Origin of the sequence: Alkalihalobacillus deserti, from assembly GCF_020734105.1 — a bacterium.
Classification (GTDB): domain Bacteria; phylum Bacillota; class Bacilli; order Bacillales; family Bacillaceae_D; genus Halalkalibacter; species Halalkalibacter deserti.
In genome coordinates this window covers 393,086-419,911 of sequence record NZ_JAJAFR010000001.1, presented here as the reverse complement: position 1 = coordinate 419,911, position 26,826 = coordinate 393,086, and the positions used below count along the sequence as shown (strand labels likewise).

General features: G+C 36.5%; 28 protein-coding genes. 8 read left to right on the top strand and 20 right to left on the bottom strand.

Annotated features, from left to right (window positions below):
• Nucleotides 1-296 precede the first annotated feature (296 nt).
• The 11 genes from LDX58_RS02125 to LDX58_RS02075 all read right to left on the bottom strand — a co-directional run bounded on the left by LDX58_RS02125 (nucleotide 297) and on the right by LDX58_RS02075 (nucleotide 9,622).
• On the bottom strand, nucleotides 297-1,007 hold the full coding sequence (locus tag LDX58_RS02125; RefSeq protein ID WP_227935474.1) for a FadR/GntR family transcriptional regulator: 711 nt from the start codon (nucleotides 1,005-1,007) through the stop codon (nucleotides 297-299).
• A gap of 290 nt (nucleotides 1,008-1,297) precedes the next feature.
• Nucleotides 1,298-1,744 (bottom strand): ribose 5-phosphate isomerase B, encoded by a 447-nt coding sequence (gene rpiB / locus LDX58_RS02120; RefSeq protein ID WP_227935207.1) that lies wholly within the window; start codon nucleotides 1,742-1,744, stop codon nucleotides 1,298-1,300.
• 138 nt (nucleotides 1,745-1,882) lie between these two features.
• Nucleotides 1,883-2,008: a GapA-binding peptide SR1P gene (locus LDX58_RS02115; protein ID WP_227935206.1), complete on the bottom strand. Its 126-nt coding sequence runs from the start codon at nucleotides 2,006-2,008 to the stop codon at nucleotides 1,883-1,885.
• A gap of 282 nt (nucleotides 2,009-2,290) precedes the next feature.
• Nucleotides 2,291-2,992 (bottom strand): FadR/GntR family transcriptional regulator, encoded by a 702-nt coding sequence (locus tag LDX58_RS02110; RefSeq protein WP_227935205.1) that lies wholly within the window; start codon nucleotides 2,990-2,992, stop codon nucleotides 2,291-2,293.
• 120 nt (nucleotides 2,993-3,112) lie between these two features.
• Nucleotides 3,113-3,871 carry an SDR family NAD(P)-dependent oxidoreductase gene (locus tag LDX58_RS02105; protein WP_227935204.1) on the bottom strand — a complete coding sequence of 253 codons (759 nt, stop codon included), beginning with the start codon at nucleotides 3,869-3,871 and terminating at the stop codon, nucleotides 3,113-3,115.
• Nucleotides 3,872-3,910: 39 nt separating this feature from the next.
• Nucleotides 3,911-4,858: a transketolase family protein gene (locus LDX58_RS02100; RefSeq protein WP_227935203.1), complete on the bottom strand. Its 948-nt coding sequence runs from the start codon at nucleotides 4,856-4,858 to the stop codon at nucleotides 3,911-3,913.
• Nucleotides 4,858-5,691 carry a transketolase gene (locus tag LDX58_RS02095; protein ID WP_227935202.1) on the bottom strand — a complete coding sequence of 278 codons (834 nt, stop codon included), beginning with the start codon at nucleotides 5,689-5,691 and terminating at the stop codon, nucleotides 4,858-4,860. The genes LDX58_RS02100 and LDX58_RS02095 overlap by 1 nt, the downstream gene beginning before the upstream one ends.
• A gap of 309 nt (nucleotides 5,692-6,000) precedes the next feature.
• Entirely contained in the window at nucleotides 6,001-6,501 is a 501-nt protein-coding gene (gene tpx, locus LDX58_RS02090) for a thiol peroxidase (RefSeq protein WP_227935201.1), read from the bottom strand.
• 286 nt (nucleotides 6,502-6,787) lie between these two features.
• Nucleotides 6,788-8,056, bottom strand: coding sequence for a TRAP transporter large permease (locus LDX58_RS02085; protein ID WP_227935200.1), 1,269 nt, complete (start codon nucleotides 8,054-8,056; stop codon nucleotides 6,788-6,790).
• Nucleotides 8,053-8,571 (bottom strand): TRAP transporter small permease, encoded by a 519-nt coding sequence (locus tag LDX58_RS02080; RefSeq protein ID WP_227935199.1) that lies wholly within the window; start codon nucleotides 8,569-8,571, stop codon nucleotides 8,053-8,055. The genes LDX58_RS02085 and LDX58_RS02080 overlap by 4 nt, the downstream gene beginning before the upstream one ends.
• A 31-nt stretch (nucleotides 8,572-8,602) precedes the next feature.
• A complete protein-coding gene (locus LDX58_RS02075; RefSeq protein ID WP_227935198.1) occupies nucleotides 8,603-9,622 on the bottom strand; it encodes a TRAP transporter substrate-binding protein in 1,020 nt (339 codons plus the stop codon).
• A gap of 316 nt (nucleotides 9,623-9,938) precedes the next feature.
• Between LDX58_RS02075 and LDX58_RS02070 the strand changes: the two genes are divergently transcribed.
• The 4 genes from LDX58_RS02070 (at nucleotide 9,939) to LDX58_RS02055 (ending at nucleotide 12,703) form a co-directional block, all read left to right on the top strand.
• Entirely contained in the window at nucleotides 9,939-10,949 is a 1,011-nt protein-coding gene (locus LDX58_RS02070; RefSeq protein WP_227935197.1) for a LacI family DNA-binding transcriptional regulator, read from the top strand.
• 732 nt (nucleotides 10,950-11,681) lie between these two features.
• Entirely contained in the window at nucleotides 11,682-11,969 is a 288-nt protein-coding gene (locus LDX58_RS02065) for a hypothetical protein (protein WP_227935196.1), read from the top strand.
• Between the two features lie 40 nt (nucleotides 11,970-12,009).
• Nucleotides 12,010-12,537, top strand: coding sequence for a transposase (locus LDX58_RS02060; RefSeq protein ID WP_308017416.1), 528 nt, complete (start codon nucleotides 12,010-12,012; stop codon nucleotides 12,535-12,537).
• A 7-nt stretch (nucleotides 12,538-12,544) separates the two neighbouring features.
• Nucleotides 12,545-12,703, top strand: coding sequence for a DUF4368 domain-containing protein (locus LDX58_RS02055; RefSeq protein WP_308017415.1), 159 nt, complete (start codon nucleotides 12,545-12,547; stop codon nucleotides 12,701-12,703).
• A gap of 596 nt (nucleotides 12,704-13,299) precedes the next feature.
• Here the strand turns inward: LDX58_RS02055 and LDX58_RS02050 are convergent.
• The 4 genes from LDX58_RS02050 to LDX58_RS25735 form a co-directional block, all read right to left on the bottom strand.
• Nucleotides 13,300-13,530: a hypothetical protein gene (locus LDX58_RS02050; protein WP_227935194.1), complete on the bottom strand. Its 231-nt coding sequence runs from the start codon at nucleotides 13,528-13,530 to the stop codon at nucleotides 13,300-13,302.
• 631 nt (nucleotides 13,531-14,161) lie between these two features.
• Nucleotides 14,162-14,272, bottom strand: a complete 111-nt coding sequence (locus LDX58_RS27025) for a transposase (protein WP_504752601.1) — start codon at nucleotides 14,270-14,272, stop codon at nucleotides 14,162-14,164.
• A 223-nt stretch (nucleotides 14,273-14,495) separates the two neighbouring features.
• Nucleotides 14,496-14,699, bottom strand: a complete 204-nt coding sequence (locus LDX58_RS02045; protein ID WP_227935193.1) for an alpha/beta-type small acid-soluble spore protein — start codon at nucleotides 14,697-14,699, stop codon at nucleotides 14,496-14,498.
• 262 nt (nucleotides 14,700-14,961) lie between these two features.
• On the bottom strand, nucleotides 14,962-15,084 hold the full coding sequence (locus tag LDX58_RS25735) for a hypothetical protein (protein ID WP_265416518.1): 123 nt from the start codon (nucleotides 15,082-15,084) through the stop codon (nucleotides 14,962-14,964).
• Between the two features lie 165 nt (nucleotides 15,085-15,249).
• Here LDX58_RS25735 and LDX58_RS02040 point away from each other — a divergent pair, with 165 nt between their 5' ends.
• A complete protein-coding gene (locus LDX58_RS02040) occupies nucleotides 15,250-15,435 on the top strand; it encodes a hypothetical protein (protein WP_227935192.1) in 186 nt (61 codons plus the stop codon).
• Between the two features lie 88 nt (nucleotides 15,436-15,523).
• On the opposite strand, the gene LDX58_RS02035 is transcribed toward LDX58_RS02040, so the two are convergent.
• The 3 genes from LDX58_RS02035 to LDX58_RS02025 form a co-directional block, all read right to left on the bottom strand.
• Nucleotides 15,524-16,072 (bottom strand): CBO0543 family protein, encoded by a 549-nt coding sequence (locus LDX58_RS02035; protein WP_227935191.1) that lies wholly within the window; start codon nucleotides 16,070-16,072, stop codon nucleotides 15,524-15,526.
• A complete protein-coding gene (locus LDX58_RS02030) occupies nucleotides 16,062-16,592 on the bottom strand; it encodes a CBO0543 family protein (protein ID WP_227935190.1) in 531 nt (176 codons plus the stop codon). Before LDX58_RS02030 ends, LDX58_RS02035 begins: the two co-directional genes overlap by 11 nt.
• Before the next feature lie 497 nt (nucleotides 16,593-17,089).
• Complete coding sequence (locus LDX58_RS02025; protein ID WP_227935472.1) at nucleotides 17,090-18,454, bottom strand: peptidoglycan D,D-transpeptidase FtsI family protein; 1,365 nt, start codon at nucleotides 18,452-18,454, stop codon at nucleotides 17,090-17,092.
• A 24-nt stretch (nucleotides 18,455-18,478) separates the two neighbouring features.
• On the opposite strand from LDX58_RS02025, the gene LDX58_RS02020 reads away from it, so the two are divergent.
• Both LDX58_RS02020 and LDX58_RS02015 read left to right on the top strand, forming a co-directional pair.
• Nucleotides 18,479-18,772 (top strand): metal-dependent hydrolase, encoded by a 294-nt coding sequence (locus LDX58_RS02020; RefSeq protein WP_227935189.1) that lies wholly within the window; start codon nucleotides 18,479-18,481, stop codon nucleotides 18,770-18,772.
• 137 nt (nucleotides 18,773-18,909) lie between these two features.
• Nucleotides 18,910-20,064: a cation:proton antiporter gene (locus LDX58_RS02015; RefSeq protein WP_227935188.1), complete on the top strand. Its 1,155-nt coding sequence runs from the start codon at nucleotides 18,910-18,912 to the stop codon at nucleotides 20,062-20,064.
• Nucleotides 20,065-21,214: 1,150 nt separating this feature from the next.
• Here LDX58_RS02015 and LDX58_RS02010 read toward each other — a convergent pair.
• A complete protein-coding gene (locus tag LDX58_RS02010; protein WP_227935187.1) occupies nucleotides 21,215-21,511 on the bottom strand; it encodes a hypothetical protein in 297 nt (98 codons plus the stop codon).
• Between the two features lie 906 nt (nucleotides 21,512-22,417).
• On the opposite strand from LDX58_RS02010, the gene nhaC reads away from it, so the two are divergent.
• The gene (gene nhaC / locus LDX58_RS02005; RefSeq protein WP_227935186.1) at nucleotides 22,418-23,842 is read left to right on the top strand and encodes a Na+/H+ antiporter NhaC; all 1,425 of its coding nucleotides are present in this window, start codon (nucleotides 22,418-22,420) and stop codon (nucleotides 23,840-23,842) included.
• Between the two features lie 1,037 nt (nucleotides 23,843-24,879).
• On the opposite strand, the gene LDX58_RS02000 is transcribed toward nhaC, so the two are convergent.
• Nucleotides 24,880-26,808, bottom strand: a complete 1,929-nt coding sequence (locus LDX58_RS02000; protein ID WP_227935185.1) for an amidohydrolase — start codon at nucleotides 26,806-26,808, stop codon at nucleotides 24,880-24,882.
• Nucleotides 26,809-26,826: the final 18 nt, after the last annotated feature.

The window sequence follows — 26,826 nt, the reverse complement described above, 5'->3', positions numbered from 1 at the left end:
GAAAGTGGTATCGAAAGCAAACCAACTTTTTTAAGCGGTTACATTTCAAACTAAAAGAAAATGCCATCGGTTCCAATCGTTGTATTCTTGACCACTTGTATACTAAGTAACCTTATAACCACAGTATACTTTTAGAGTGCATTGATGTCAATCAATTAATTTATAAATCTTAATTGAATTTTAACTAACATATAGATAAGTAATGAATTCAATTTGACAAATGTCTAAAAAAAGGAATGAACGGAACAAGAAAATTGCTTCTTGTTCCGTTCATTCCTTTTTGTTTGCTAACTTCATTATTCCTTCCAATATCTATCATACAAATTTTGCATATGGGAAGTCATTAATTTTACGGCTTCTTTTTCATTACGATCTTCTATTGCCTTTATGATCATTTGATGTTCTTTAAAGTTTACTTCTCTATAATCTGGTCGAGTGACAGTACGATCTCGAATAAATTGCCACATTTTCTGTTGTTTCATTGCGCTGCTTATGGCCGACATCATTTTAACAAATAAATCATTATGAGAAGCCTTTGCTATTCCGTTGTGTAATGCCTCATCTGTCTCCGGATTATAAATTCCAGTATTTGTCTCACCTTCCATCTTTTTGATTATCATGCGAAGCTCTTTAATATCTTCATCCGTAGCTCGTAACGCCGCATATTTGATAATTTGAGGCTCAATATTCATTCTTGCCTCGACAATATCTTCCGGGGAAGTTGAGTCCCACATAACACCTGATTGAGATGTTTCAGTAGATAACTGGGTATTTTTAACGTACACTCCTTCTCCTTGACGTGAATAAATAATACCATTCAGTTCAAGGGCACTTAGTGCTTGTCTTACAGGTGCACGGCTTACTCCAAACTGCTCACAAAGTTCTCTTTCTGCAGGCAATTTGTCTCCGATATTGAACGTCCCTGATTTAATTTCAGAAAGAACTTGATTATAAATTTGTATATATAATTTATTACTGGATACTGGATTAAAGCTAATAATAATCACTTCTCTCAATAATTATTCTTTTAATGATTAATATTTTTATAATCACAATTAATTATAAGCTTTTCTTTTTTAAAGGGCAATACTATAACAGAAATGAAAATATGTATGCATGTGATTTTATTGGTGAATGGCCATATCTGTAGACCTGCCCTTTATCTACATAAATTATGTAAGTTAGACTGAAGCCAGGTTAAATAGTCGCCGATTTTATTAGATTACACTACAATAAGAAGGCTACAAGTATACTCAAAACATTCAGTATAAATGTAGCCTTCTTAATTAATTTTATTTTATATAGATATCTTTTCATATGCAGCGACTTTATTTACACGATTTGCATGTCTTCCACCTTCGAAAGAGGTTGTTAGCCAAATCTTTGCTATATCACGGGCCAACCCTGGACCGATTACACGCTCCCCCATAGCTAAAATATTGGAATCATTATGCTCTCTTGTTGCTTTAGCACTAAACATATCATGAACAAGTGCGCAGCGAACCCCCTTTACCTTATTTGCTGCAATACTCATACCAATACCTGTCCCGCAAATTAAAATGCCTCGATTGACTTCACCAGTTACTACCTTCTCAGCTACTGGAATCGCATAGTCAGGGTAATCAACAGATGCCTCGCATTCACACCCCAAATCTATATACTCTATATTCATCTCATCCATTAAAGAAATAATTTCTTTACGAATGGTTATACCCCCATGATCAGATGCAATGGCTACTTTCATTTTACTTCCCCCTTATATCGCTACACTATACGACTCATGAACGATCAGTTCTTCGTCCTTATTACCTATTTCTTACTCAACTTAACATTTAATCGTTTGAAACCCTTTACATTTTTCGTAGTTAAAAAACTTTTTTTGCTATTTCTCCAAAGTATCTCTTTTATTCTTCTCACAGCAATCACACTTAGAATAAAGAACAGTTACCTTTTCATCATTAAAGTAATCGACCGTCTTGGAACAATCCTGGCAAACAATTGTACCCATATTAAAATACCTCCTCGTGTATCGTTACCAACTTGTATACTTGTCTACTAAGTTTACTTATAAGGAAATTGTACTTTTGTTTACCCTAATTGTCAATACAATTAGAGCGTTGCTTTAAATTTTCTTAGTGATGAATTTTAACTTTGAAATTAGATGATATTTAGAATGAAAACAAAGTAGGAATAATAGTTTATAAAAAGTATTATTCCTTTATCTATTAGAAGAGTATAACGGAGAACTAGTCTTTTTAACCTCTATACAATAATGATTTAACTATTTAGCCTAACTCTTCCAGTATCTTTCATATAAATTTTGCATATGAGTAGTCATTAATTCCACTGCTGCATTCTCATTATGATCTTCTATCGCTTTGATTAGTGATTGGTGTTCTTTAAAGTTTATCTCTCTGTAATCCGGTCTAGTTACAGTCCGATCTCGAATAAATTGCCACATTTCCTGTTGTTTCATAGCATTACTAATAGCCGACATAAATTGAATAAATAAATCATTTTGAGAAGCTTTTGCTATCTGGCTGTGTAATGTCTCATCAGTCTCAGGCACATAAATTCCTTCCTTTGTTTCTTCTTCCATTTTTTTTAAAGTTGCTCGAAGTCCCACAATGTCTTCAGCAGTCGCTCTTAAGGCTGCAAATTGGATAATGAGCGGCTCAATATTCATCCTTGCTTCAACAATATCTTCTGGTGAGACTGATTCCAAAAAAAACGTTGTTTGAGAGTTTTGAGATAATGTCTCCTTGTTTTTTACATACACGCCTTCTCCTTGTCGGGAATAAATGACACCATTTAATTCCAATGCACTGAGTGCCTGTCTAATGGGCGCACGACTTACACCAAACTGTTCACAAAGCTCTCTTTCTGAAGGCAGCTTATCACCTATTTCGAATGAGCCTAACTTTACCTCTGATAATATTTGATAATAAATTTGTATATATAGTTTTTTATTGGCTACAGGATTAAAGTTCATATTACACCTCCCTCACTGATACTTCCTTGTTAAACTTGGAGAAAACTATTTTTACCAAACTAAACACTTTTACACAGGCAATCCCGTCCGGGAAGCCTGTGTAATTTACAATAAAACGTATTAATCCATGTGTGAACCACCATTTATATCTATTTCTTCGCCTGTGATATACGATGCTTCTTTTGAAGCTAAAAATGCAATTGTTGATGCAATTTCTTCCGTTTCGCCAGGTCTTCCCATCGGTATTCCATCAATAACTTTTTTCGCATCTTCTTCAGGAAGAGCCTTCCAAATTTCAGTATTAACAAGTCCTGGCGCAACCGAATTAACGGTGATTCCATCCAACGCAACTTCACGAGCAAGGTTCTTTGAGAAGCCTAACACCGCTGCTTTCGAAGCCGAATAGTGGGCACCACCGAATACTCCACCACCTCTTTTGGCTGAAACGGATGAAAGATTAATAATTCTTCCGAATTTTTGTTTTTTCATTGGTTCTAGTACTGCTTGGGTGCACAGGAATAATCCATACATATTAACATTAAAGACTTTTGCCATATCTTCAACTGTCATATCTGCAACTGTTACTTTTTGTGAAATTCCTGCATTATTCACAAGAATATCAATTCTTTCATAAGTCTCCATAACCTTTTCAACCATTGCGTCTACAGAATCTTTATCTGTAACATTTAATTCTACCCCTAAAGCTTTTCCTCCAGCTTCTTCAATAGCCTTTACAGTACCTTCGATTCCTTCTAAATTTAAATCAGCGACAACAATTGAAGCTCCTTGTTTAGCAAGTATTAGTGCAATTGTACGTCCAATTCCTTTTGGTGATCCACTACCTGTAACGATAGCTACTCTATCTTTTAATTCAAACATTTTTCATTCACTCCTAGAGTCATAGTTATTTATTTCTAATTAAAGCAATTCTTTAGCAGTGTTAATTATGTTTTCAACCGTAATTCCATTAAGTTCTAATAATTTCTCGTATGGAGCAGATTCCCCGAACTGATCTTGAACCCCGATTCTTCTTACCTTACCCTTACCTTCTTCTGCAACTACCTCACACACTGCACTTCCTAAACCATTTAAAATATTATGATCCTCAACTGTAATTAAACGCCCTACTTCCAAACAGTCAAGAACCGCTTCTCGGTCGATTGGTTTAATTGTATGCATATCTAATAGCTTTACAGAAACCCCTTCTTTTTCTAAAAGCTTTGTAGCCTCCATTGCTAAATGGACCGTATCTCCATTAGCAATTATTGCAAGATCCTTTCCTTCATTTAATTTCTTGGCTTTACCTATTGTAAATTCTTCATTTTCATCATAAATAACTGGAATATCACCTCTGGTAAAACGTAGATATACAGGACCATAAATTTTTGCTGCTTGCTCTACTAATTTTCTAGTAGAGTAGTAATCAGAACCCATGATTACAGTCATATTCGGCATACTTCTATAAATACCCATATCTTCTATAGCTTGATGACTTCCACCATCACTAGCTGGAGTTAACCCTCCGTGGGAACAAGCAATTTTTACATTAAGCATTGGATAACAAGCTTCCTGTCTAATTTGTTCTGCCATTCTTAAAGAGCCAAACACAGCGTAAGTGCTTACAAAAGGAATTTTTCCAGTTGTTGCAAGGCCAGCTGCGACACCAGCTGCATTTTGCTCAGCAATCCCAACATTAATATGTTGATCTGGTAACTCCTTTGCAAAATTAATAGTTTTGCAAGATTTTGCAATATCCGCATCTACAACATAAATATCTTTATTCTCTTTACCAAGTTTTAATATCTCATCACCAAAGGCCGCTCTTGTTGCTTTTTTTACATTCAGAGTTTTTTCCATAATACTCATTATTTTAACCCCCCTGCGATTTCTTCAAGTGCTTGTTGAAATTGTTCATCATTTGGAGCAACCCCATGCCAATCAACGACATCCTCCATATATGAAACTCCTTTGCCTTTCACTGTATCTAGAACAATACATTTTGGTACACCGTTTTTCACGTCTCTTATTTCATCTAATGTTTCTACAATCTGTTCCATAGAGTGTCCATTAATTCGTTTTGTTTCAAAACCAAAAGCTGCAAATTTCTTTTCTAAATCTTGTAACGGCATTATTTCTTCACAAGTTCCATCAATTTGTAGTCGGTTATAATCTACGAACACAACTAAATTATCAAGTTGGTATTTTACAGCTGTTTGAGCTGCTTCCCATATTTGACCTTCTTGACACTCGCCATCTCCAAGCAATGCAAAAACACGATAATCTTTTTTATCTCTTTTTCCTGCTATCGCCATTCCAACGCCACAGGAAAGTCCTTGTCCTAGTGACCCTGTGGAGATATCAATTCCTGGGCACTTCTTCATATCTGGATGCCCTTGAAATGGTGAGCCGTACTCTCTTAACGTGTAAATCTTTTCATACGGGACATAATCAAGTAAGGCTAAAGCAGAATATTGGATAGGACAAACATGACCTTTAGATAGAACAAATCTATCGCGATCTTCCCAAGTAGGATTTTTAGGATCAATGTTCATCTCTTTAAAGTATAAAGCTGTCATAAGGTCTGCTGCAGAGAGCGAACCTCCTGGATGACCTGCTTGTGCTCTGTGAATCATAGTTACAGCTGTTTTTCTCATTTCAATCGCTTTTTCTTTTAATTCTTCTATACTTGTATTTATCATTTCACTCACCTCAACTAAGATTTTTAATAAATATTAACTTATAATCTTGTTCACTTGTCTAACAAGTTACTTATAGTTTCAGTATACACACCTTTGGTTCACTTGTCTACTAAGTGTACAAAAATATTTCACTTTAATTTTTTGTTGAGAGGCAAATTAATTTGATAAGCTCTGAGGATGCTTAAATAAGGATTATGTAACTTTCCCTCTATGGACATATTAGAAAAATAGCCTTTCCCAGGTTTAATACCGAGGAAAGGCTGCATTTTACTTTTTTCATAATAGGGAACATTATCCCGTTTTTAATTATTATTTTGCAGTTTTAACAGCTTCAATCGCGGCTTCGTAATTAGGGTGATTTGTTACTTCATTTACATACTCAACGTATGTCACCTTGTCCTTTGAATCAATTACAAAAACTGCACGTGCTAATAAGCGTAATTCCTTAATATGAACTCCGTATGCTTCACCAAAAGAAAGATCACGATGGTCAGAAAGAGTTTTAACATTTTCAAGTCCATTTGAACCACACCATCTTTTTTGTGCAAAAGGCAAATCAACACTAATAGTTAAAACTTCAACATCCCCTAGATTAGAAGCCTCTTCGTTAAAACGACGGGTTTGAGCATCACAAACCCCTGTGTCGATAGAAGGCACCACAGATATTAAACGAACCTTCCCTTTTGAATTTGCAAGTGTCACCGGAGATAGAGCGTTATCAAGGACTGTAAAATCTGGTGCAGCGTCCCCAACTTTCACTTCATTTCCTAACAATGTAATAGCATCATTTAAAAATGTAATTGAAGCCATACCAATTCCTCCTTTAAGTCTCGAACGTAAAAATATCTTAGTAATCCAATTTTCGATCGATTTGTCTACTTGTATACTAAGTGACTCGATTATTAAGAGTGTACTTCTCATACTAGTTATTGTCAACACAAGGAATTAAAAGACCTTTTTTCAGGTTGTACACCAAGAAAAGGTAACTAGGCCACTGAAAAAGGTTAAAAACACACACAACCTTTTTCAGTGGCCTCCAACTACTAGCCTTTTTCATAGACCGCAAGTAATTAAGTGCAAAATTCTCCGTCTCCGCCTACAACAATAGCAATGTTAATTGTGGAATTATTGCTATTACAGTTAAACCAAGCAACATGATAAAGAAGAATGGCACAACGCCTCTTACTAATGCAGGCATACTCAATCCAGATATCCCCGCCCCAACAAAAAGATTTACTCCAAGTGGTGGGGTTATAAAACCGATTGATAATGTAACGATCATGATAATCCCAAAATGAATCGGATCTAACCCTAGTTGAATGGCAACCGGAAAAAGGATTGGTGTAAAGATAATAACGGCTGCTGATGTATCAATAAAGCATCCTATCAATAATAACAAAATAATAATTAACAAAATAATTACAATTGAGTTCTGAGACAGTGTTAAGAAAGCCTCTGCAATTACTTGTGGAATTTTTTCCATTGTCAATATCGTACCGAATGCATTTGCGGTTCCGATAATAATCAATATTGCTACTGAACTCATAGCTGCGTCTGCAATGATTCGTCGAAATTGAACAATTTTAACCTCTTTATGCAAGAAAAGACTTACAAATGCTGCATAAACAACTCCAAAAACCGCTGCTTCTGTTGGAGTGAAAATACCACCATAAATACCTCCTAAAATAATTATGGGTACTAAGAGTGACCATTTTGCTTGGTTTAATACAAGAAGCATTCTTTTAAAGCTGAAACTTTCACCCGAACCTGAATATCCTTTCTTTTTCGAATAGAAGTAACACCAAGAAATTAAAAAGATTCCAATTAAAACCCCTGGGATAATACCACCCATAAATAAATCGCCAATTGATTGGTTACTTGAAACACCATAGAGAACCATCGGTATACTTGGTGGGATAATAATCCCCATTGATCCTGCTGTAACAATTATGGCTGTAGCAAATTTCCTATCATATCCCTGTGCCACCATCGCTGGGATCATAATGCCTCCAACAGCTGCTACTGTTGCTGGACCTGATCCAGATATCGCAGAAAAAAACATACAAGTAATAACTGCTGCTATCGCGAATCCTCCAGTAAAACGTCCAACGAATACATTTGCTAAATTAAATAAACGATTTGATATTCCACCTTTCCCCATTATTTCGCCAGCAAGAATAAAAAATGGGATTGCCATTAATGCAAAGTTATCCGTTGAAGTAACTAAGCCTTGGGCTAATAATGTAATTGAGATATTAGGTGAATAAAGGGCCGCAATAAGACCAGCTAAACCCAAAGAAATGGCAATTGGAATTGAAAGGATCATAAACAAAAAGAAACTTCCAAATAAGATAAAACTAGTCATGCGACTCCCTCCTTTAGTTCTGGTTGTTCCTCTGGGTCGGCTTGGTTCATTTTTTTTAACTCTTTAACCTGCCAGATGAATTTTTGAACCAAACGGATCGCAGTTAGCACCATTCCAACAACCGGAGCAGCGTATACCCAACCCATAGGCAATTCTAATGCTGCAGATTCTCTTGTCACTCTTAAAACAATATCAAATCCATAATAAGAGATGACCACAGCAAATATAAAAAACGCAATAGTCGTAATCATATCAATGATAAGCTTCCCCTTCTTTTCAAACATCATAGGAAAAGCATCCACACCAAGATGCTTCCCTTTCTTTACTCCATAGCTAACACCAATATAAATCATCCAAATAAATAAATATCTCGCAACTTCTTCAGACCATGTAAGAGAATCTCCTAGCACGTAACGCATAAAAACCTGTGTGAAAACGATTACTACTGTTAAAATGCTTAGTAAAATTAAGACGTATTCTTCTAAATATTCATTTAACCATTTGATTAATTTCATATTTCCTCCCCCCTTAAAGAGCTTCTCGCCTTTAGTTATTTTTATCTGACTCTAATTCAACCGCTTTCAATACATTATTAACTAAATCTTCACCAAATCTATTTTTGTAATAATCATAAACAGGTGTTGCTTTATCTCTAAATGCTTCTAAATCTGGTTCAACGATTTCCATCCCGGCAGCTTGTAGATCTGCAATCATATTCTCTTCGTTTTCTCTTAATAAATCTCTGTGAAACTGTGCTGATTCTTTAGCGCTAGTCTCGATCATTTCTTGTTCTTCAGGAGTAAGTGACTGCCAAAATTCTTCACTAATTGCTACAGGCAAGGAAAAATACTGATGGGAAGTCATATTGAGATATTTCTGAACCTCGTTAAATTTACTGGCATAAATATTGGCAACTGGATTTTCTTGAGCATCTACCGTCCCCTGTTGTAAGGCCATATATAATTCCCCAAAAGCCATTGGAGTAGGATTAGCACCTAAAGACCTAAAAGTGCTTACTGATAACGGAAACTCGGGAGTTCTTATTTTCAATCCTCTTAAATCTTCAGGACTTTCAATTGGCACATTAGAAGTAACATGACGAAAGCCATTCTCGAAATGGGCAATAATTCTTAAATTATTTTCTAAGAAAGGTTCAGCCACGTCTTGTCCAATTTCTCCATCTAAAACACTCCATGCTTCTTCATACGAATCGAAGAGATAAGGTAATTCAAAGACGCTTATTCTTTGGTCATACTGACTAAACGCACTTGAGGCTACCATTTGAAGGTCATTAAAGGTGACGCTTTCAATCATTTCTGCCTCGGAGCCAAGTTGTTCACTAGGATAAACTAGAACGTTTAATCTTCCTTCTGATTTTTCTTCTACAAGTTCTTTAAACTTCATAACAGCCAGATGTCTTTCATTAGATTCTGCTGCACCATGTCCAAACCTTATTAATTTAACTTCCTCAGATTCAACAATGTTACTAGTAGATATGAAAACTACTAATATACTTACTGCTAGAGCAGCTGTAGCAAATATCATAATGTTTCGAAGTATTTTCATCTAATTAACCTCCTTAAGTTTATTGAACAATCTTAGCTGCTTACTATGCACTTTTGTATTTAACAGGTAACTTTTCTTATTTTCATCTCTACTTTCTTAATAAACTTAGTTAATCGTTTTACCGTCTTTGAAAGAATCATAATATGTAAGCGTTTCATGTGTCAATAAATATTTTTGTACAATTCACTGAATAAAAGGTATATTGTAAAGTGAAATCCCCTGAATAACAATGTTATAGTAAAATTAATTGCACCGAAAAAATAAATAAGATAAAATGTCGAAAGAGGCTATTTTAGTAAAAGGTTTAACCTAAGGAGTGGTTTTTCTGAAAATAAAAATGAAAGATATTGCTAAAGAAGCAAATGTATCAGTAGCTACGGTTTCCCACGTAATAAATGGGACAAAACACATTGGTGAAGAGAAACATGATAAAATCATGAAAATAATCAAGAAGTATAAATATATTCCGAATTCAGCTGCTAAAAATCTTAGACAACAAACTACCAAAACAGCAGGATTAGTAGTTTCTAGTTTTCCTGATACGTTCGTTACTGAAATGGTTTATGGAGTAGAAGAACGAGCTAGAGAAACCGGATACAATCTATTACTGATTAACACTAATGAAGACATTGAATATGAGGAAAAAACGATAAATCTTCTCCATTCACAAATGGTTGATGGGATCATTCTATCTCCCACTGCTAAAAATATTGAATATTTAAATGAATTTATCAATAAGAATTTTCCAATTGTACTCGTTAACCGTTACGATCCTAACATTCATAACATCCCTAGAGTAACTGGGGACAACCATCAAACTGGTTATGATTCAACTATGCATCTATTAAAACACGGACATAAAAAGATTGGCTTTATTTACTCAGTGCCCGATGTAACCACAACACTTGACAGGATTAACGGTTATAAAGCTGCATTAAACAAGTATAATTTACCTTTTAAAGAAAGCTATTTAGAAGTTGGTTATGCTACTGTAAACGGTGGAGCAAACGCTGTTCAATCCTTGCTGGCAAGAGAGAGTGATATAACTGCACTTTTTATTCAAAATGACCTGATGACAATCGGTGTAATTCAAAGAATTAAGGAACTCTCATTAAATATACCAAAAGATATTGCCATCATTGGATTTGGAGACTTTGCCTCTTCTGAAATAATAGACCCTCCCGTTACAAACATTGTCTTACCTCCACATGTTATAGGTCGGACTGCTTTTGACGTACTTTTAAGCAAAATAAATAATCCAGACTATGTAAAACATATCGAACTTCCACCTACTTTAATAACTAGGAAGTCATGTGGTTGTATTTAAGTCGTCGAATAAATTGCGCTGTTATCATAGTTATATAATTAATTTAATTCCAACACGCCCAGTATTGTCTGAGTGTGTTGTTTTATATTTTCTCTAATATCAAATCGCTTAGCAATTCTAAGGGGGAAAGGTGATAAGGAACGGCCCGAGAGGTATATATCAATACGGTGTGACATTGGGTTAAAGTGCTTTTTTCAAGATAGGATGGATAATGATTAATCCTTATTTGTAACGGTTCGTTCCCCTCATCGAAGTGAGACATGTAATTAAAAGAATTACAAAACGAGCTGGTATTAATAAAACCTTCACTTACTGCCTTTACTTCAATATCGCTTTCGCAAAACCATCTACGTTTTGCATCTCTATCCAAATACCTCGTTAAACACTTTACCCTATTAGCTGTAGACAAAAAAGATTTACAAATTCAAAAATGAGCCCAGTTTTGGGCTCATTTGATCAATTCCTTACTTCAAGTACCGCAACATTTTCTACATGGCTTGGATGGTGAACTAAGATAGAATTGATGTAGTGGTGTTTACCTGCATATTTTTATATAACTCAACTTTCGGAGTTGAATCCGAACTCTAAAGCCTCATGGTAACTTGGATAGAACACAATTTACTATCAATTTGTCTTTCATTGATTTTTATGTGCAGACAAAAAGAAAGACACCTGTTTCTTTGGTAAAATAATGGTGACTAAACCAATTACACAAAGAAAGGTGTCACCATTATGTTATCGAAAAAATCGTCTTTTGTCCACCTGTCACAAGCTATGAAAAACAGCTTTTCCGAATTAAATGTAGGTAGGCATTTACGCAATGCTGGGATTACGAAAAAACTGGTATTTTCATGCCTTACTATTTTTCAGCTATTGTTCCTATTAGTTTTTGAGCATCGGAACTGGTACCATGCTTGTTTAAATAAAAAAGCTACTGATCTTCCAAGTAAAGATGTGATTTATGACTTTTTAAAAGTGCCGACATTCAACTGGCGCAGTTTTATCAGCGCTTTCGCTTGAAATTACTCAACGTTTTCAAAAGTTAACCTCATCAAAGAGAGTGTCTGTTTTTTTATTAGATGACTCGGTTTATTCACGGAATCGTAGTAAAAAGGTTGAGTTACTCGCACGTATTCATGATCATGTTTCTCATAATTTTGTCAAAGGTTTTTCGATGTTAACACTTGGTTGGTCAGACGGATTTTCGTTTGTACCCGTTGACTTTGCGCTCCTCAGTTCAGCCAAAAAAGAGAATCGTTATTGTGAAATGGATTCTTCTATTGATAAAAGAACTTCAGGCTTTAAACGTCGCATGGAAGCTATACAATCTAAGCCTGATGTGGCAGCTAATCTTATTCAAAATGCCTTAGATAAAGGCATAGTTGCCGATTATGTTTTAATGGATACTTGGGTTACACATGCACCTTTGATCGAGTCGATCACAGAAAAAGGATTGTTTGTGATCGGGATGGTCAAACAAATGAAGCAACGCTACCGATATAACGACAAACTTTTGAAACTAGATGATTTGTTTAAATTAGTACGAGATCGAGAAAAAGACCGATTTACTCACAGCAATGGCAAGTGAAAAAACAGTGGATAACATCGAGTTGTTAAAACAAGAATTACTTCAATTTCTAAACTTTGATGAGTTAACACCAGAGATTTTACATCGTTTAATTAATCGTATTGAAGTAAAAGCTGATGGAGCGCCAATAATCCACTATCGTTTTTCAGCTCCAAAAATCAAATAAACGCAGCAGGAATCCCCTATTTGGGGCCTGCTACTTCTTTTAAAACTATCTGCGAGACGCACTCAACGTGACTTGACTGCGGAACAGCCTTTACCATTTTTCCAATGCGGGTAGTCAAGTTGGTTTGCCAAGTCGATACGAACTTCAATTCTGCCTCTCAGGGAGTATTCTATTGCTCTTTGAATCACTTTTCTCTTGTTTTGATTTGATTAGTAATACTTTTTCCAATTAATTATCCTTTGACGTAATCTCGTGGGGTTTCCACTTCCAAACGCTTTTCAATCTCCTCATCCGTTATCAAGTCAAACTAAATACCAATATTAATCTCACTAGACTTTTCATTTAGTTACTATTAATTCGTCTAGCTATCTCATACTCGGCTTCTGCTATTGGATTAATCAACACTCACTCTTCCATCATCGCTAACCGAATAATGGACATGATAACTAATCAACAATCTACTATATTCTAAAACATTCCTAGTGCCTCTAACCTCATGATTTGCGGTTCAACGCTTTTAATAAAAATTACTCATCACTTATCTCTTCCTAAAATGCATAGAAAAAACATCCATTGAATGGATGCCTTCATTTTCTTTATTCATCTTCAGCTCTAGTCATTTCATTATATTCCTCGATACTTAATTCTAATAATTCCGCAGCATAAGCTTCTACCTTTTCTTCACGTACTTGTTCATATTTAGATAAGATATCGTCTTCTGCTAATACTTCTTTTTCCATAAGAAGCTCCTTTAAAGCTTCTATCTCAATCCTATTTTCTACTGTTTCCATTCCTAATTTAGCAATCATTTTATTAGCATCGTCCATTTTGAATCATCTCCCTTTATCGTCATGTTTCCCAATTTCGAAGAGATAATTCCTTCTTAATCTAAATAAAAAAGCCACTCAAAAAGAGTGATTTATCGCATTAATATTTCTTCGGAATTCTCAACCTAACTTGTTTCGAACGGATTCATCATTTGGTCGGGAGCTCATTGGCTTGTAGGACGGTTGTGCATAATTCGATTGGATTCCAAGCTCTCCCATCAATTATGCGACGCCTGGAAACTGTGTGACTAGCTTTTAAAAGAGCACCTTTCATTTTACGAGTTCCATATACTTGACGGTTTTGTTAAAGAGATCATTAGTATTTCTTCTTTTAATTTTTGTTCTTCCGCAGCCTTTTCTAGTTGTTTTTGAGCTGCTATTTCTGTTTTATAATAAAATCACCCCGAGCTATTTGTAGGAATTCATACATTGCTGATACCGAATAGGTGTGTCGATTTTTTTCGATCACCTCTATTTTTGATCCATGATCAGCGTGGCTTGCTTTTAAATATCGACTTCTATTTCTAGCTGTTTATTTCTTTTTCATAACTCAATCAATTCTTGTTATTTAGGGGGTTGATTGTCTTTCTCTTTGAACGAAACAGACGTTGAAATTGAGTAATCCATCTGTCTAATCAGTTAATTCATATTCACGGACAATATCTTGACGACTTTTTCCACTTTCATGAGCAACCACTTGCTTCTTAAACTCTGTGGTAAACGGTTTTCTTTTTTTAGACATAGTGGAATTCTCTCCTCACTCGTTGTGTATTATTCAACTAGCCCCAGATTTTTTGTTGCCCAACTAAGTGTAGCCTATCCACTAACTGTTACTACTGCCTTCCCAGTTCGGGACTTGAACCCTAAGAATGGCCACATGCCGGGCACACCATAAGAAAGAAGCAAAATTGAATTTTGCTTCTTAGCCATATATTCAATTTCTCGAAGTTTGGATATAGTGAGACTTACTTTTGAAAGCCTCTCATTTGTTGCTCAGCCATTTGTACAAGGCGCTTTGTAATTTCTCCACCAACAGAACCATTTGCACGAGATGTTGTATCTGCACCAAGTTGAACACCAAATTCAGATGCGATCTCATATTTCATTTGGTCTAACGCTTGCTGTACTCCAGGTACAACTAATTGGTTTGAACTATTGTTATTTGCCATTTTTGTATCCTCCTTTTATTTAAGATGTATTAATATTTTGCTTATGAACATATTAAGATATGTGAGAAATTAGGTAATCCCATGAATTACATAAGAATCCCAATAACTGGGATATGGGTTCAGAACTATATAGTCGAGACTAGTTAATTGGTAAATAAAATAAATGTAGAATAGGATATAAAATCAAATCGGCCTTATTTTTTAGTTAATGAAGAAATCTGATGATAGATTAATACGAAAGTAGAGAAGTTGCTAAGTGGGTTTAAGCTGAGGCTTGATGATCTTGAGAAGCAACCATCCATTTAATACAATCTAATTCCTCTTCTGTAAGATTTCTATTTAATTTTTCTTCAAATTCTTTTTTAAGTTCATTGATAGTAATCATTATTTTCACTCCTTTTTCTTGAGAATACCTCATTTTTAAAAATAATCAAATGGTTTAGTAGAAACCTTAACACAGTTTACAAATTATTAATATACGGCCCACCAACGATTTAATAGCTGAAAAAACAGCAAAAGGATGTGAAACAGCAAGGAATAAGAGTAGCATATGGGACGTATCGGGAAGGCTGAAAAGGACGTTAAAAGTCTAAAGTCTATGAAGCTTTATGATGAAAGAGAATCAAGTGGATTGAGCGTCAACGATATTGTTAAAATGACAGGTGTGCCACGCTCTACTATTTACTCTAAAGTTAAAAGCCAAAGCAAAGCCCAATTATCATTAATAAAACACTAAGAACAGAACCTATTTCCGTCCTGTTTTTGTTTCGCTTATTACTAGCACCCGTTGAATTAGAAGATTAAAAAATAAAACATTTTATAGCCTATCTTGATATTTTAAGTAGTTTCTCCACAATCCATCTCACTAACATTCCAGTTAAAATGTAATAAAAGAAAGAATAAATGTATTTCCACTTTAGGTAATAAGTTAATTCTGCCCAGTGTGCAAAAGGTTCCCCTATAAATGCATAAATTAACGCCATAAAGACTAAAGCGGCTATGAAAGTTTTCCATCTTTTGAAATGTTGATAGATCAACATGTAAGCTACTGGAATCACGCTAAAATCAAAAGCCCCTGCACTATGGACGAATGGTGTTAATTCTATAGGGTATACCCAAAATCCCAGCTCTTTCCCAACAGCATCGAAAAAAACTGTAATTAAACTGGTTAGCATGCCAAAAGAAAAAATTTCGAAAATTCTTTTTCGGTCAAGGAATTTAATCCAAATAAACCACGGAGCAATCAAGAATACAATTAATAACCACCAATTCCATGAGAATAAATGATATTGCAACCATCTGTTTATTTCCAACTGAATGATTTGTTCTTGTAATTCTCTAATTTTCCACAGTATTTCATAGTTATTTTCCATAATAGCCCCTTTCTTCAACAGGCAGATGAACAGGAACGTCAAACCACCAAAGTAGAACAACTGAAACAATTCCAAACAAAAAATATGCTAACAATGGATATTTGACATGCAGTTTCAATAGAGGGAACATTACAAAAAGAGTTGCAACAGACCACCAAAATGTCCATCCGTATTGGTATTGAATGCTTCCCGTTAAATTAAAAATGTATTCCCAAAATGCATAAATCGCAATCCACTGTAATGTATGTAAAATCTGTTTTATGACTCCTTCAGGGTAATTACCTAAGAAAAGAATTCCAGTAGCTGGGAAAACAATAAACGTATATAACATTTCTGCAAGGGTGTGATTAGAAATAAAATCAGCATCCAAACGCCACAAAAAGTAATTTGCTGTTAAGAAGTTATAAGCTAAGTTCCCTAGAGCAAAGAATAGTAACGTTGCATGATACTTTTTCCAATTTCTCCAGTCCCCCCAAATAAAAACAGCAATGATACTAATAATGGCAGTAAAAACATGCATATGTTTTCATCCTCTAGTAATAGTTATAAAAAGCACACTTCATTTAAAAATAGTGTGCGCTTTTAAAAGGATACTATTAAGTTTTTATAAAATTACCTGTTGTGCTAATCTGCGTTGCTATAATAAGAAAAATAATTATTCATTGTTAAAGGCATCCCCCACTATTTTTGGAGACGAAACAAAAGCTTGAAAAAGAATGGTTTATCACACTAGCAGAAGAAGAGCTTAGCAAAAATAAGAGCAGGAGCACTATGACGAAAGAGAAGGGCAGATAAATTATACACAGTTCTTAGCCATTACAACAGGAATGACTGAAGTATTGATATTACGTCCCAGCTTGTACAGGGGGAAATTATCAAGGATCCCACAACATTTATAAATTTTGTTGAAGAAAATGGGTTATCATAAGAAATAATCAATGACAATGGGGGGAAATTGTAAGAAAATAACTAAAAAACAAGTGAGACAAAGACAATTGTACCTCACTTGTTTTCTGTTTACATATCTTCAAGAACCGGTTGATCTGCTTTTTGCGGACCGTTTCGAACTGTTTTCATTTCAAAATATGCATCTAATATATCTTTAGCGATATCTTGTGCAATCCCTTGTGTCCCTCCACGTGAGTCTAACTTAACATTAGGGACAACCACAGCAAATGCTATTTCAGGGTTCTTATATGGTGCGTATCCTACGAACGTGTGCGTATTTCCCTCAACACTTCGACGACTACTTCCTTCTCCAACCGTTACACTAACCTGAGCTGTACCTGTTTTTGCTGCCAACTGGTACGGTGCATTCGCAAAACGACTTGACGCAGTTCCTTTTGTTACTACATCACGCAGTCCCTGTTTTACACGGTCAATATGAGCATCTTTCATATCAATTCGGTTAAGAATCGACGGTTCAAACTTTTGCATTACCGCCCCCTGATCATCACGATCAGATACAGGCTCTCTTATTTCAGTTACTAAACGAGGTTTCATTCTATACCCATCATTAGCAATCGTCGCAATATATTGCACTAATTGTAGTGGAGTATACGTATCAAACTGACCAATCATTAAATAAGCCAGTTTGCCTGGTAAGGCTGTACCACCCGTTAGTCCAGTTGCAGTCGATGGTAAGTCAATTCCCGTTTCCACACCCAAACCAAACTGACTAAAATTATATCGTACTTGACTGTATGCTTCCTCGAGCTTTGGAAAACTACAGGTACTCGGATTATAACAACCTGCCATCCGCATACCAATTTCAAACATATAGACGTTTGAAGATACTTCTAGTGCACGTCTGTCGTCAACCCAACCAAAGTTTTTATACGAACTCATCGTAGGGGCACCTGGTAAATGAATTGGCCTGTCATGAAATTTAGTACCTGGACTGGTTACTCCTGATTGAAACCCAGTTAATACGGAAGCGGCCTTTACAGAAGAACCCATCTCAAACGATTTGTTAACATTTCCAATATGGTTAGAAGTAGTTGTTTGATCACTACCAGCAGGATCCCAAAAACCTGCCATTGATAAAATATCACCTGTTCGAGGATCCATAAAAGTGGCATAGGCAGAACGGTCTTTTACAAATGAATTTCCTGCTTCTTTGATTTCTTTGTCAATCGCTTTCTCAACAACTTGTTGCAACTCCATATCTAGAGCTAAAACAAGATCATTTCCACGCTTCCCTAATTGTTCAATAACTGACTTTTCAATGGTTTCTCCACCTGCAGAAGTCGTTAGACTATTAACGACAGCTTTTTGACCCCTGAGCACGTTCTCATACTGCAATTCGAGAAAACTTGTTCCTACAATATCCGATCTGTCATAGCCACTTGATAAATAATAATCTAATTTTTCACGTGGGATAGAACCTGTTGATCCAAATAGACTTTGAAAAGAGTCACCATAGGAGGCTTTTTTCTCGCTGAAAACTGGCTGGCGTTATTTGGATTCTATATCATCATTGCTTCTTTTGTCTCTCATCGAAGTTATACCCACTATCTATTAGGTCTGGCTTATTTCACCGTTATCGCCTATTATCTGCAAATCAGTCTAAGGACTGACGGAATACTGATAGCCTATGCGGGAGGGTACATTAGCCACTTGGTTGCTGACATGAAATGGCTGCCTTTTAACAAAAGGGGTGTTAAGCTACTTTTGCAAATTCTCCGAAAAGAGTTTTAATTCTTTTCTGGGTGACAGTGCAGTCACGATCCACATTTCGAATGTTATACCAGTTTATACTAAGCTTAGATTTCGAGAGAGAGGGGTATTGTAGAATATTGAAATTAAATGTTGAAGAATAAGAGGGTGTGCAAAAATTGAATTTACCGTTATTTCTTGGTTTATTTCTTTTAGTGATATTTATCACGGCTTACTTTGGAACTAAATTTCTGCGCATACCTGACATTGTCATATATATTTTGCTTGGGGCAGGCATTTCGCTTGGCGGACTGCTCGATGAAGTTAAAACGATAGAAGTTGCAGGGGAGATCGGTTTAATTTTGCTTTTCTTTCTTTTGGGAATGAAGTACCCGTTGAAGGAGATTGCGGCTAAAGGCAAGAAGATCTGGAAACCAGGTTTATTGGATTTCATTCTCGGAGTAGGTGTCACTGCTGGGATTTCTGCTCTATTTGGACAGAGTTTGTTTAATTCTCTATTAATAGGGGGGCTGGTCTATGCGACTAGTTCATCTATTACCATTAAGCTGCTCGAACACCAGAACAAGTTGGATCGAAAAGAATCAGGTTATATACTTGCCCTATTGATATTCGAAGATATGGTTGCGCCCATATTGATTACAATATTGATTGGATTCAGTGGAGAAGGATTCAATGTAATAGAATTCATTCTGATCTTTTTAAAAGTTGCGTTACTTATAGGTTTAGCGGTGCTGATCAGCCGATTCATACAGAAAAAGGGATATGCTCTAATCGAGAAATTTCTTCATGAGGATTATATGCTGATCTATATCATAGGTCTGGCCTTGGCATATGGAGGTTTTGCTCTATTATTGGATTTGTCAGAGGTTATTGGAGCTTTTCTGGCAGGTTTGATGTTTGCAGGAACAGACTTTAAAGATAAAATTAAGGAAGTGGCACTGCCTGTTAGAAATTTGTTTTTACCATTCTTTTTTCTGAACTTTGGTATTTCACTCGAATTTACAAGTGAAGTCCCGGCTTTGGGGCTCCTATTTGCGATTGTCCTGTGGTCGGTTTTTCACAAACTGATTGTTGGAGTGGCAGGAGGAAAGTGGTATGGCTTAAACAAGCGGGAATCCTTTGAAACTGGATTTACCCTGGTGCCAAGAGGGGAATTTTCGGTGATCATTGCAGGTCTCGCAGGAGGAGCTATACAAATCTTTGCCGGAATGTATATTCTAATTGCGGCTTTATTAGGAATGCTGCTATGTCAATTGGGTTCCAAAATAACAAACAGGATTTGCGGTAATGTCGAAACTAGGGGTAGGGACTGAATGAAATTTTAATGTGCAATCAGTAGAAGTGCTTTAACTGGTAATTTACTGATTGTAGTAAGGCCCTCCGATTTTTTATCAACATGAATTGTTCAACCATTTCGTTCATAGTTTGAGATTGCTCAACCGTTTTTAGGAGTAGAAGGTTCTCGCTTGAACTTTCGAATAACTCGTTTTTCCATAATAAAAAACCCCTTGACTTAGTATCAAGCGAGCTACGAACCAGTTTTCGAAAGATGCTGTAGCTTAATGAAATTCAAATTTCAGTAGAATGAACCTTTTATCTTTGTGTAGATGCAAGCATGTAAAGTGGTCAAGGATTTGGCTAGGAGGCTTTGCGAAACGACTTTTTCCAGCGCTTACGTTGAATACAATTGAAAATGATACTGTATTTTGGATCTTTTGCCCAGACAGGAATAAGACCCCATCGTAAATAACCAGCTTTCTTTTTTTCCATTTGAAATAATGCTCAGAACAGGCTGACTCGGTGCTATATTAAATCATGGATTATAATCGAACAATTCTACTAATAGCTGTTCTTCAATTTGTTCTTTAGGTGCAGCTAACGTAAATCTTCCGCACATGGTTATCACCTCAACAGCAAGTATAGCCTAACAAAGCGAAAAAGAACCTACTACTCTGCAAAATGAATGTAGGTTCTTTCCTGCTATTTAATTTTCATTTACTTATAGATGATATGCACGTTTATTGAAACATAAAAGGAAACCTTTCCCAAGTATCAGCCCCGCCTTCGCTAAATACCACGGTAGCCACTGTTGCTACCCGACCTAAATCCACTATAATTGAAAACGCTTACATTGTCAAATTTCACAAAATACTCGTAAGCTATTCCCAATCTATATAATATACTCCTGAATTATTCATAGAATTTCCGTGATAAGCTAACAACGCCTATCTAATAAGCTTTCTTGGTAACCGGTAGTGCATTAAAAAAGTGAAAAAAGAATCCATTTTTAATAAGAGCCAACGTACAAAAATCTAAGACCCATGATAATACTAGGTTTAAAGCAATCTTGTGAACGTGGTCCCACGAGTACTTGCTGGAACGAATCCAGTTGATTTGTCAAACCCCATTTTGGCTGAAATATGGCCATAATCAGTCACTCTTTTACATGGATAACCCAATTATTTACAGGATCTTTATGTAAGTTTCCATTACATCGGAGGTTTCCGCAAACATGACATGAAATTGTTCAAGATTTCGGTACCCTACTATGAAAATTCCATGAATCGATGTAAAGTGTCCCGGTACATTTTGAAACTCCTTATATTGCCCCGCTAGTGTAAACGTTACATTGTTTTCCTCGCGAGCTGTTTCTATCCAGTCAGAACTAGAATCAAAGTTCACTAAATGATTAGAAAGACTCGATAAAGCAACGTTTAAAGAAGAAGTAATCCGTTCAATTTCATTCTGGTATCGGGTCACTAATCCATCTCGAACTTCAAGGATCTCTGCAGAGGGTTCCTGAGCACTTCGAGCTGTTATTCCGTTAAAATCAGCTGCCTCATCGGGTGAAAGGACTCAGAATTATTACGATAAGGCCAAGTAAAGTAGTTCGTAACCCACTGTAGCAAGTCCTATTTTTCAACCTGTTTTGCTTCTGTAACCTGGTATCTTCATGATTGCCTCCTTTGTTAAGTAAGGGAGAATTTTTGTGAGTGGTAGTTGCAACTTATAACACAGATTTTATTATGATTTCACAAAAACAATGAAATATACGTGCTATTTATTGGGTAGGTTTAAAAAGAAAGAACTTTTGAATGAAGTAGTTATCAGAAAAGACTATAGGGATATTGTGAATGGATGTACATAAACTCCCTCATCTTGTCTAAAAATATTGACTTTTAGACACCTTATAAAATTCGAAAGATTTTTTTCTTAAGTAAAACTTCCTTTCGAAAAGAAAAAAAACTTTCGGTAATTAATAGAGAATCCTGAGTTTGATGGGTCTTAAAGTTGGCATAGAAATTGCAATAATTGGTAAATGAGAAAGTAAAGAAATTTCAAACCTTGTTCAGGGTCTTTCTTCAAGAATATTTAGATATTATCGTTTCAATTAGAAATTAAGACGGAGGAGGTTAAAACAGTTTGTGTTGTTAAAGTCTAATTCACTAAATTACTGACTATTATCAAAAAAATAAAAACGCACTCATTTAGATAAGATCAAATACATAGTATCGGTAAAATTACAAAACTGCTAGGTGTAGGTTTATAAGATTCAACTAAAATGGGCTGTATTCTCTGAAATAATTTTTAGATTGATAATGACTTTGGAGATGCAGCCAGTGGCTTAATGAAAATGCTTTTAAATTTTGTAAGGGAGGCAATAACATGAAACATGAAGAAAATCAGATTCCTTTTGGCTGGGCTATTATTCCACTTATTGTCATGATTACAGCCATGTCATTTACGATTGTTGTATTTGGCGGCGACCCACACATTCCTCTTATTTTAGGTACATTTGTATCCGCTCTCATCGCATGGAAGTGCGGCTTCTCATGGCAGAAAATTGAAGAGGGACTGTATAAAGGGATTCGCTTAGCACTCCCAGCAATCGTAATCATCATTATGGTTGGAATTATTATTGGTGCATGGATTGGCGGTGGAATTATTGCTACGATGGTTTATTATGGGTTAAAGCTCATATCCCCTTCCCTTTTTCTAGTTTCAATTACGATCATTGCTGCCATCGTTTCCCTTGCCATTGGTAGTTCATGGTCAACAATGGGGACGATTGGTGTAGCAGGAATGGGTATTGGCTTAAGTATGGGCATACCAGCACCGATGATTGCTGGTGCAATTATTTCCGGTGCTTACTTTGGAGATAAAATGTCTCCTCTTTCTGATTCAACCAACTTAGCTGCTGGAGTCGTCGGAGTGGATCTTTTCGAGCATATTAAACATATGTTCTATACGACCATTCCAGGTTTAATCATTGCCTTGGTCGTTTATTGGTTCCTTGGCAGAAAATTTTCTACTACTTCGATTGAGGATGGACATATTGCCGATACCATGACACAACTACAAACTAACTTTGTCATTACTCCATGGCTCTTACTCGTCCCAGCGATAGTCATTCTCCTTGTCGCAAAAAAAGTACCAGCTTTACCAGCTTTAACAATCGGGGTCATCTTAGGGTTTTTAGCACACGTTTTGGTACAAGGTGGTGCCATTGATGATGCGATTAATACACTCCAAGGTGGATTTTCAATAGAATCTGGAAATGAGATGATTGATAGTTTGTTTAACCGCGGTGGGATTGACGACATGATGTATACCGTTTCGTTAACGATCGTGGCTATGACTTTCGGTGGCGTTCTAGAAAATACGGGAATGTTAAAAGCAATTGTTGATCAAATCTTAAAAGTAGCGAAAACAGGAAAAGGCTTGCTTACAACCGCGATCAGTTCAGCATTCTTAACAAACGTTGCGGCTGCAGAACAATACATATCTGTTGTCGTTCCAGGCAGAATGTATGTTCAAAGTTTTCGAGAGAAGAGGTTGCACCCGAAAAACCTATCGCGTGCCGTAGAAGATGGAGGTACGTTAACATCGGTCTTTGTTCCTTGGAATACATGTGCTATTTTTATTTTCGCGACTTTATCTGTACATCCATTAGAATACGCTCCTTACGCCATTTTAAATTTAGTTGTCCCGTTCATTTCACTTATTTATGCTTGGACTGGCTTTTCCATAACCCCTTTATCCAACGAAGAATATAAAAAAATGGACGAGGAAGATAGAAAAGCCATATAAGATGTAACCCTATTAGTTTTTATACTATATGGGGGCAATTATGTTTATTGATTTTTCTTGTTTTAAAAAGGATGTCTTGTAACGTAACCATGTCTGCATAGACCTCTTCAGTTTAGAATTTCGAACTATAGTCAAAATGAAGTTGAAGCTAAGTAAATAAAAAGCCATCCAACAAATAATGGAATATGAAACCAATTCGGTGTAAGAAATAAAGACAAAGACAATATCTTTGAGATTAGAAATAGACGATAAAGTTAGAGCCAACGGACAAAAATCCAAGACCCTTGATAATACTAGGTTCATTTAAAGCAACCTTGTGAACGTGGTCCCACGAGTACTTGCTGGAACGAATTCCAGTTGATTTGTCAAATCCCATTTTGGCCGAAATATAGCCATAATCGGTCATTCTTTCACATGGAGAACCCAATTATTTACAGGGTTTTTATGTAAAATAGGAACTTTGTCAATTTAGACGAAAAGAAAAGCCATAATGAGTCTCCTTTGGTAAAATAGAAGTGTCGAAACAACTATCCCGAAAGGAGTTCATTATGACTTCCACCATTATACCAAAATCTTATTCAAATGTAATCTATCTTCAACCTTCATTTTCATTTACGCAAGTTGCTTTTTCCTCTTTGCGCCACCTCCTTTATGTAAAATTGGCGCTTGATTTCCCTTGGGAAAATGTTTTCTCTCCTATTGAACTAGATTATGTTAAAGCTCGCTTTGAGCGCTAGTGGAACAAAAAAGATCAAAAGTGTTTCGATCATGCCTGCACCCCCACCACTTTAGTCACCTTTTTTCACTCTAACTTTCGGGGGTCGGTACCAATGGTACCCGCCCCCTGTATATAGTGCTCAAACCACTGAAAAAGGTGAAAATTGTACCTTTTTTAGTGCCCTATAGTGCTTTAGGGGGAGCGGTGCCCTCCTCACAGTCAAAACATAATTAACAGTGAGTTGTTTTAATTATACTAATATGGGCGCCTCTTCTTCGATTTAATAGAGAGAAGCGTTAACCACTCACAACACACAATTCTACCATTTTTCAATTAACGCATCAGCACTAGATTTCAGGTAGTTATAAGCTGTTTCTGACATCAAACCATTGTTTTTATGCTTTTCTAGCAGCTGCTGAAAGTCCTGAACATGCTTGACTAGTTTTTCAGCTTCTTCTCTTTCCTCAAAACGTTCTGCATTACTCAGCTGTGCCTGGAGGGAGCGAGCAACACCATGGTTCTTAAATTCTCCTTCTGCTTCGAAACGGTCAATCGCTACTTTTATGTCAGTTGCACTGATGAAAGACGGATGACGAAATACTTCCTGTCCTTCAAACAATGTCATTAAAATCTTCGTTTCGCTAATATCAGTGACTGGAAGATCAAATAGGTTTTTTTCAATAACGGTTAAATCGGCTTTTTTGCCTACCTCAATCGAACCTATCTCCTCTTCTAAGAAAATGGCGTGAGCTCCGCTGATCGTATAACTTGATAACATTTCCTCTAGGGACGCTCTTTCTTTAGGCCATAACACTTTGTCAAGGTTGGTTTCGCTTGGAGGAAGTCTTGTCATCCCTACTTCTATTCCCTCAAGAGGCCAAAAATCAGAAACAGGATAATCACTAGAGGAGACAAATGGAATACCAGCTTCAAAATAGCTCTTCAGACGGTTCAAGTTTTCAAACTCTTCTTCCGTAGTTGCTCCTCTGTCACGATGGAACCAAGCCGGTTGGCCAATAGGGATGACCCCTAAATCCTTAAAACGAGCTAGATCCTCTTCTTTGACCCAAGGAACATGGGTAATAGCGTGGCGTGCATCTCTTATGCCATTTTGTTCAAACGCATACTCGATGGCATCCAGGGAGTAACCAACGGGATCAATGTCCATATTACCAATCGCGTGAATATAGATGCGGAATTTTTCCTTATCCAAAGCAGCGAACGTTTCCTCTAAATCATCTTGCTCCCAGACAAGATGGCCGTGACCATCTGCAAAGATTTTAATAGATGTTATATTAAACAGCTCTCCTTGATATTTATCACGCATTTCAATAAATGTATCAATTTGATCTGCTCCTTTCGTTTCATCTGCCCATAAGCCTAAATCATATCGTACCGTCAACTGTTTGGTATCATCAAGTTTCTGAAATGCCTGAAGGAGAGACTCAGTCGGGTAATGAATAGGCACAAACACAGATGTCGTCCCTCTCATTGCCGCAGCTTCCTGAAATGCCAGGAGGGCTTCTTCGTACTCTTCCACCGTGAAATCTGGCTGAGGTAGCTCATCGATCACTAAGTTTTGAGCAGAAAATTCGCGCAAAATCCCTGTTGGTTCTCCTGTTTCAGGATCGCGATCGATCATGCCTCCCTGTGGGTCAGGGGTGTCTTTGTCAATACCGGCCAACTCCAACGCTTTCGAGTTAACCCAAATATCATGATGACCATTTGTAATAAAAACAGCAGGAATATCAGAGACCACCTCGTCCAACAATTCCTTCGGCAAAAGCCCGCTTGGATGGTTCGTAACGAGAGCCTCTCTAAAGCCAACTCCGCGTAACTGCTCAAGTTCTGAGTTTTCTTCTAAGTATTGTTTAATGCCCTGCTGGTATTCCTCTACCGTTCGGTAAGGGTTCAAGTCGAGCCAGAATAAACTTTCTGCCATTAAATAAGCGTGGTTATGACTATCAATGATCCCTGGTGTGACCATTTTCCCTTTAAGATCCACTACTTCTGTATCTGGTCCTTTGAAAGGAGCCACCCCTTCATTGCTTCCCACGTAAGCAATAACTCCATCTTTTACAGCTACAGCTTCAGCCCAACTCCGCTCCTTATCAACTGTATAAATTTCACCATTTTCAAAAACTAGATCTGCTACTTCATCCTGAGTAATGGCCATCGTTCCCCAATTCGTTCCCATACTTCCAATGAGACAGACAATAAATAAAAAGATAAAAGTCTTCTTTACCATGTTCAACGCCTCCTCAAT